The organism is Nocardiopsis nanhaiensis, assembly GCF_054778635.1.
Genome location: NZ_BAAGZJ010000005.1, coordinates 149546 through 156506, shown reverse-complemented (window position 1 = coordinate 156506; position 6961 = coordinate 149546). Strand labels below are relative to the sequence as shown.

General features: G+C 69.4%; 6 protein-coding genes and 1 pseudogene. 5 read left to right on the top strand and 2 right to left on the bottom strand.

Translation table 11 applies throughout. From position 1 onward, the window contains the following. Nucleotides 1-130: 130 nt before the first annotated feature. A complete protein-coding gene (locus tag ACYVD1_RS04130) occupies nucleotides 131-313 on the bottom strand; it encodes an alpha/beta hydrolase (RefSeq protein WP_460767924.1) in 183 nt (60 codons plus the stop codon). Nucleotides 314-528: 215 nt separating this feature from the next. On the opposite strand from ACYVD1_RS04130, the pseudogene ACYVD1_RS04125 reads away from it, so the two are divergent. Next, nucleotides 529-1371 (top strand): annotated as a pseudogene (locus tag ACYVD1_RS04125) (helix-turn-helix domain-containing protein); the annotation flags it as partial. 174 nt (nucleotides 1372-1545) lie between these two features. On the opposite strand, the gene ACYVD1_RS04120 reads toward ACYVD1_RS04125, so the two are convergent. Next, nucleotides 1546-2178 carry a TetR/AcrR family transcriptional regulator gene (locus ACYVD1_RS04120; protein WP_460767921.1) on the bottom strand — a complete coding sequence of 211 codons (633 nt, stop codon included), beginning with the start codon at nucleotides 2176-2178 and terminating at the stop codon, nucleotides 1546-1548. 70 nt (nucleotides 2179-2248) lie between these two features. Between ACYVD1_RS04120 and ACYVD1_RS04115 the strand changes: the two genes are divergently transcribed. The 4 genes from ACYVD1_RS04115 to ACYVD1_RS04100 all read left to right on the top strand — a co-directional run bounded on the left by ACYVD1_RS04115 (nucleotide 2249) and on the right by ACYVD1_RS04100 (nucleotide 6899). After that, a complete protein-coding gene (locus ACYVD1_RS04115; protein ID WP_460767918.1) occupies nucleotides 2249-2938 on the top strand; it encodes a GAP family protein in 690 nt (229 codons plus the stop codon). 105 nt (nucleotides 2939-3043) lie between these two features. Beyond that, the gene (locus ACYVD1_RS04110) at nucleotides 3044-3772 is read left to right on the top strand and encodes a sensor domain-containing protein (RefSeq protein ID WP_460767915.1); all 729 of its coding nucleotides are present in this window, start codon (nucleotides 3044-3046) and stop codon (nucleotides 3770-3772) included. Nucleotides 3773-3912: 140 nt separating this feature from the next. Next, on the top strand, nucleotides 3913-4830 hold the full coding sequence (locus tag ACYVD1_RS04105) for a P1 family peptidase (RefSeq protein ID WP_460767912.1): 918 nt from the start codon (nucleotides 3913-3915) through the stop codon (nucleotides 4828-4830). Between the two features lie 182 nt (nucleotides 4831-5012). Next, nucleotides 5013-6899, top strand: a complete 1887-nt coding sequence (locus ACYVD1_RS04100) for an ABC transporter ATP-binding protein (protein WP_460767909.1) — start codon at nucleotides 5013-5015, stop codon at nucleotides 6897-6899. The last annotated feature ends 62 nt before the right edge of the window (nucleotides 6900-6961 follow it).

Genomic DNA, 6961 nt, shown 5'->3' with positions numbered 1-6961 from the left:
GCTAGGTCTTGGGCGGACTTGCGCCGCCGGACCCACCGCTCCAGCTCGGCTCGGTCTTCAGCGGTCAGGTCCAGCGGTGCGAGTTTGGGTCCCGGTCGTGCCATGGCACAACCCTAGGCAATTTAACAACTCAGGACACTAGGTAGGACACGGCGGTCCGGAAGTCGTCGGCGCGCTGGAAGGGGTCCTCCAGCCCGCGCGGCTCACCCTGGCTCTCACCCTGGTAGGCGGCGTCGAAGGCCAGCGTGACGAAGCCTCGGTCCGCGAGCCGCTGGGCATAGATCCCGGCGGTCTGCTCCTTGACGCTCGTCATGGGGTGTCCGACCACGATGGCGGGGCGGCGTTCTCCATCGGTGAGGTCTGCGGGCGTGTACAGGTGCCCGGCTAGGTCCAGGCTGTTGTTGGGAAAAGTGACGTGCGTCTGTATTGCCTTTGTATCTTCCGTCGTGAAAAGGAGATCAAGCGGCCGGAGAAGCACTTCTCCGTCGGCCACATGATCAAGCTTCACGCGGGCAGCGCCTTCGCACAATGGGACATTTACAGCCTTGGACGGGTGTGTCCCAGGGGCAGGAATGGCCCCCTCACACGCGCGGGATTTTCCGCGAGACTGGCGCCATGAGCGGCAACGAGCACTCCAACGAACTGGGCGCGTTCCTCAAGGCACGGCGTGGCGAGCTCATCCCGCACGCGGCCGGCCTGCCCGACACCGGTGCCAAGCGGCGGGTCAAGGGCCTGCGGCGGGAGGAGTTCGGCCTGCTCGCCTCGATCAGCATCGACTACTACACCCGCATCGAGCAGGGGCGCAGGCTGGCCTCCGAGCTCGTTCTGGCAACCCTCGCCCAGGTCCTGCGGCTGAGTGACGAAGAGCGCGCGCACCTGTTGGAGGTGGCCGGTAAGGACGCCGCCCGGCCGCGCCGGCAGGCAATGCAGAAAGTCCAACCGCAGCTTCGCCGCATACTCGACGAGTTGACCACGTCCCCGGCCATGGTCCTGGGGCGCCGAATGGACATTCTCGCGTGGAACCCGATCGCGGCCACCCTGTTCACCGATTTCGCAAATTTTCCCGAAGGGAAACGTAATTACGCGTGGCTCATCTTTACGGATGCAGATATCAGGGCGCTGCACACGAACTGGGAGCGTGAGGCCCGCGGTTGCGTAGCGATGCTGCGAATGGAAGCGGGGCAGAACTCGAAGGATCAGCGCATGGCGTCTCTGGTGGGTGAGCTCTCGATGCGCGACGACGACTTCCGCCGCTGGTGGGGCGAGCACCACGTCGCCACTCGGAGCAAGGGCACCAAGGTGTTGCGCCATCCGGTCGTCGGTGAGCTGACCCTGGACTGGGACGCCCTCGCCTGCGCTGGGGACCCCGAACAGCAAATCGTCGTCTGGACTGCCGAGCCCGGCACCGCCCCGCACGACGGTCTGCGCATCCTCGCCTCGTGGAGCGCCGAACCCGCCGAACCCGCGGAATCCGCGTCCGGATCCGCCGCTGAGCCCACTTCGGGCTCCGCTTCGGGGCCTCGGACTGACCCGTCTCGGCCCGGGTCAGGCCCCGCCGCGCCCCGCGCGCGTGGACTCGATGTGGGCCAGGAAGGCGCGCAGCTGTCGGCGGGCGGCCTCCGGCGGGAACTGCTGGGGCGTCACCATGGTCTGCAGGGAGAGGCCGTCGACGAACGCGTGCAGGTGCTCCGACCAGGTCTCCAACCAGGGGTCTGGGTGGACTTGGGCCGGGTCCTCGGGCGGGGCCAGCCCGCCCAAGCCGGCGACCAGCTGCCGGTAGAGGCTTCGCTGCTTGTTCCAGCGCTCCTCCAGGCGGGGGTCATCAGTACCCAGGTCGCCGGTGGCCTCCCACGCGCGAAACTCCGCCCTGCGCGTCTCGTCCAGGGGCATCATCTGCTCGGCGAAGCCCGCGACCCGCTCGACCACGGGGGCCTCGGGATCCAGGGTTCGCGCGTGCTCGTGCATTCGCTCGGCCACACGTTCCTGGGACCGGTCGATCGCGAAGACCAGGAGTTCCTCGCGGGTCTGGAAGTAGTGGCGCAACGCTCCCGCGGACAGGCCCGCCTCGGCGGCGACGCTACGGATGGACACGGCGTGCGGGCCGGAGGCGGCGATCACTCTCCACAGGGCTTCGGCGAGCTCGCGGCGGCGCTCTTCGTGGTCGACGATCTTAGGCACCTCCCTTTTTTATCACACCCGGGCTATTTTATTTAACACAGTCGGGTTTCCAAAACGGGGAGACCACACCATGCCACCTCTGGACGTCCTGATACCGGTCGCCGGGCTCGCCCTCCTGGACACCCTGAGCCCCACCACCCTGGGGGTCTCGCTTTTCGTCCTCCTGAGCGGGGCCGGCTCGATCGCCCGGCCGCTCTTCGCCTACCTCGGCACCGTCGCGGTCTTCTACTTCACCCTTGGCTGCGCGCTGATGCTGGGCCTGGGCGCCGCGATCAGCAGCCTGTCCCACCTGGCCGACACCCCCGCCGCGGGCTGGGGCATGGTGCTCCTGGGCGGGGGCCTGCTCGCCTACTCCTTCGTCATGCCAGCCAAGGCACGCCCACCGCGCAGGCCCGCCTCCTTCCGCACCGGCACCATGGTCGCCCTGGGGCTGGCCACCGGCCTGCTGGAGGCCGGGACCGCCTTCCCCTACCTCGGGGCGATCGGCATCATGGGCACCGCCGGACTGGCCGCACACACCTGGGTGCCGATGCTCGCCGCCTACAACCTGATGATGGTGCTGCCACCCGTCCTGCTCTACCTGGGCCACCGCGCCTTCGGCGAGCGCCTGCGCCCCCGCCTGGACCGCTGGCGGGAGAAGGTCGACGCGGGCTCCCGCGAGGCACTGGCCTGGACCATCGGCATCGTCGGCGTGATCGTTCTCGCCAACGGCCTCCAACAGGTGGGCGTCGCCGACCTCATCGACGACCTTCCACTCTGAAGCACTCACCCGCCATGCCCCAGCGTGGGGTAGAGCCAGCACCACCCCCGATCCTCACGTCCACCGCCCTGACCCGACGCGGTTCTCGGGCGTACCTTCGAGAGCATGAACTCCTCCTTCCTTTCCCGGCTGGCCCGAGACACCCGCTACTTACTTCTGGGCTTTCCCCTGGCGGTCATCTCCTTCGCCCTCGTCCTGCCGGGCCTGGCTGCCGGAATCGGCACCTCAGTGATCTTCGTGGGGCTGATCCTGCTGTCCGGCACGCTGGTCATGGCCCGGGGTCTGGCCCACGTGGACCGCATCCGCCTGTCCGACCTGTACCGGCGACCGGTGGTACGCCTGCCCTACCGTGCGGCCCCGGCCGCGGCCGGACCGGTGCGCCGCCTCCTGAACCCGCTGACCTGCTCCCGCAGCTGGTTGGACGCGCTGCACGCCCTGCTGCGCTTTCCCGTCTCCGCGGTCGCCTTCCTCGTGGCCGTACTCTGGTGGGCCCTCACCCTGGGCGGGCTGCTCTACCCGCTCTGGGGTTGGTCGCTCTACCTGGTCCCCGGATACACCGACGTGGGCAGCTTCATCCTTCCGGAGTCCCCGGCCCTGGCCACGCTCGCCGTCTACATGGTGGGCGGCGCACTCTTCGGGCTCACCCTCCCGCTGGTCCTGCGCGGCCTGGCCCAGGCAGAGTCCACCCTGGTCCGCGCCCTCCTGCTCGCCCCGGAGGACACCAGCGTCCAGGTGCTCACCGCCCGCAGCGGCGGGACGGAGCGGCCGCAGGGCCAAGATCACACCGAGTCCGAGCAGGTGCCAGCGGACCGAAGGATCGTCTCCGCCCGCTGACACGGTGGCGGTGCGCCCCGGCGCCGCGGCACGACAGCAGTAGTCTTCGACCGCGGCTCCGGCAGCCAGGGGAACCGTCCCGCACCGGATGCCGCCATCAGTACCACACCCGACAGCGATCCGACCATGGAGGCCGCACCATGACCGATCCCGGGCGCTCGGACGCGCCACAGGACGCGGATCGTCAGCACAGGCGCGTGGGCGTCGACGGTGTCCGCGTCGGCCACTGGACCGACGCGGTGTCGCAGACGGGCTGCACCGTCGTCGAACTCCCCGAGGAGACCGTGGCCTCCTGTGAGGTGCGCGGCGGCGCGCCCGCCTCTCGCGAACTGGACCTGCTGGGACCGGACAAGACCGTAACGCGCGTCGACGCGGTGCTGCTGACCGGCGGATCGGCGTTCGGTCTGGCCGCCGCCGACGGTGTCATGCGCTACTACGAGGAACTGGGGCGCGGGGTGGCGACCCCCGGAGGGGTCGTCCCGATCGTCCCGGCGATGGCGCTGTTCGATCTCGCGGTCGGCGACCCCAGGGTGCGGCCGACAAGCGAGTCCGGATACCTCGCAGCTCAGGCCGCCCGGGGCGAACAGCGACTCACTGGACGGGTCGGTGCCGGGGCCGGGGCCTACGTCAGCCATTGGCGAGGCCCGGAGGGCCGTCGGCGAGGCGGGCTCGGCTACTCCGAGCACAGCATGGACGATCTGGTGGTCGGCGCGCTGTGCGCCGTCAACGCGTTCGGTGACGTCGACGACGGGCAGAGGGGGATCTCGCTCGACGCGGTGCGTGCCTTGGCGAAGCCGTTCGAGATCGCACCGGAGCGGACCCATACGACCATCGGGGCCGTCGTCACCAACGCCCGTCTCGACAAGGTCGAGTGCCGGATCGTGGCGCAGGGGGCCCACGACGGGCTCTCGCGAGCACTGACCCCGCCGCACACCCGCTTTGACGGCGACGGTTTCGTCGCCGCCGCGACCGGCCACGTCGCGGCGCATGTGGACACGGTCAGAATGCTCGCGCTGGCAGCGGTCACCGAGGCCGTCCGCTCGGTGGGGCACTGGTGAGGGCAGCACCCCTGGAGCGGCCGCTCCGCGGGGTGGTCAGCGCGGCGACGGTGGGCTGACCGGGGGCGGCGGGGCCTGTTCTGTAGGGAGTCCGGGGAAGGTTTCGCCCCGCGGAGTTGACCTCAATCAATCTTAAGGTTCTACGGTTCAGGGGAACCCAACCCAACGGACCGGTGACCACCATGAGCATGGAAATGGCCGCGTGGAGCTCGATGTACCACGCGATACACGCCAAAGAGGACCAGCGCCCCTTCTCGATGCAGGTCCTGCGCAGAATCGGCTCCTTCGCCCGCCCCTACGCACGACACCTGGCCTGGTTCCTCGGACTGAGCATCCTGACGGCGGCCCTGGCCGTGGCCTCACCGCTCCTGGCCGGCGAGGTCGTCAACGAGATCATCGACGGCTCCGCGCTCAGCGCCATCCTGTTCCTGGCCGGCCTCATCGCCCTGGTCGCGGTCGCCGAAGCCAGCCTCGGCCTCATCGTGCGGTGGCTGTCCGCCCGGGTGGGCGAAGGACTCATCCTGGACCTGCGCACCACCGTCTACGACCACGTCCAACGCATGCCGGTCGCCTTCTTCACCCGCACCCGCACCGGCGCCCTGGTCAGCCGGCTCAACAACGACGTCATCGGTGCCCAACGCGCCTTCAGCGACGTCCTCTCCGGCGTGATGAGCAACTTCGTCACCCTGATCCTGGCCCTGGTCGTCATGGTCACCCTGTCCTGGCAGATCACCCTCATCGCACTCCTGCTGCTGCCGGTCTTCGTCCTACCCGCCCGCCGCATGGGCGCCCGACTCGCCAAGATCGAACGCGAACGCACCGTCCACAACGCCGCCATGGGCACCCAGATGACCGAGCGCTTCTCCGCACCCGGCGCCACCCTGGTCAAGCTCTTCGGCCGCCCCGACGAGGAGTCCGCCGAATTCACCCGGCGCGCCTCCCGAGTCCGCGACATCGGTGTCCGCACCGCCATGCTCCAAGAGGTGTTCTTCACCGCCCTGACCCTGGTCTCCGCGCTCGCACTCGCCCTGGTCTACGGACTCGGCGGCTTCTACGCCCTGCGCGGCCAGCTCGACGCCGGAACCGTCGTCGCCATGGGCATGCTCCTCACCCGCCTGTACGCCCCGCTCACCGAGCTGGCCAGCGCCCGCGTGGAGGTCATGAGCGCCCTGGTCAGCTTCAGCAGGGTGTTCGAGGTCCTCGACCTCAAGCCCTTGGTGGACGAGAAACCCGCCGCACGCCCCGTCCCCAGCGGGCCCGTGTCCCTGGAGTTCGACGACGTCACCTTCGGCTACCCCAACGCGGAAAAAGTGTCCCTGGCCTCCCTCGAGGACGTCGTCACCCTGGACACCGTCGAAAACGGACCCGTCCTACACGACGTGTCCTTCCGCGTCGAACCGGGCCAGACCGTCGCCCTGGTCGGCTCCTCCGGCGCCGGCAAGTCCACCATCGCCCAACTCACCCCGCGCCTGTACGACGCAGACGAAGGCACCGTCCGACTGGGCGGAGCCGACATCCGCGACCTGACCTTCGACTCCATCCGCGCCAACCTCGGCATGGTCACCCAGGACGGACACCTCTTCCACGAATCCATCCGCGACAACCTGCGCCTGGGCTCACCCGAGTCCACCGACGAGCAGATCTGGGACGCCCTGCGCCGCGCCCGCCTGGACGACCTGGTCAGGAACCTTCCCGACGGACTCGACACGGTGGTCGGCGAACGCGGCTACCGCTTCTCCGGCGGCGAACGCCAGCGCCTGACCATCGCCCGCCTGCTGCTGACCGGACCCGAGGTGGTCATCCTCGACGAGGCCACCTCCGCACTGGACTCCACATCGGAGGCGGCCGTCCAGGCCGCGCTGGCCGAGGCCCTCGAAGGGCGGACCGCGCTGGTCATCGCCCACCGGCTGTCCACCATCCGGGCCGCCGACGCCATCCTCGTCGTCGAGGAAGGGCGCATCGCCGAACGCGGAACCCACAGCGAACTGCTGGCCCGCAACGGCCGATACGCCGAGCTGTACCGGACCCAGTTCGCCGGAGGGGAAACCGAACCGGCCATGACGGGGTAAGCACCCGAACAGAACTCCGTCCCCCGGTGGCGCCACACCGGGGGACGGTCGCGTTCGAGCAC

Excerpts from the sequence above, each read along its gene's own strand:
- ACYVD1_RS04115 (WP_460767918.1), top strand. The coding sequence starts at position 2,249 with ATGCCACCTCTGGACGTCCTGATACCGGTCGCCGGGCTCGCCCTCCTG.
- ACYVD1_RS04130 (WP_460767924.1), bottom strand. The coding sequence starts at position 313 with ATGACGAGCGTCAAGGAGCAGACCGCCGGGATCTATGCCCAGCGGCTC.
- ACYVD1_RS04105 (WP_460767912.1), top strand. The coding sequence starts at position 3,913 with ATGACCGATCCCGGGCGCTCGGACGCGCCACAGGACGCGGATCGTCAG.
- ACYVD1_RS04100 (WP_460767909.1), top strand. The coding sequence starts at position 5,013 with ATGAGCATGGAAATGGCCGCGTGGAGCTCGATGTACCACGCGATACAC.
- ACYVD1_RS04110 (WP_460767915.1), top strand. The coding sequence starts at position 3,044 with ATGAACTCCTCCTTCCTTTCCCGGCTGGCCCGAGACACCCGCTACTTA.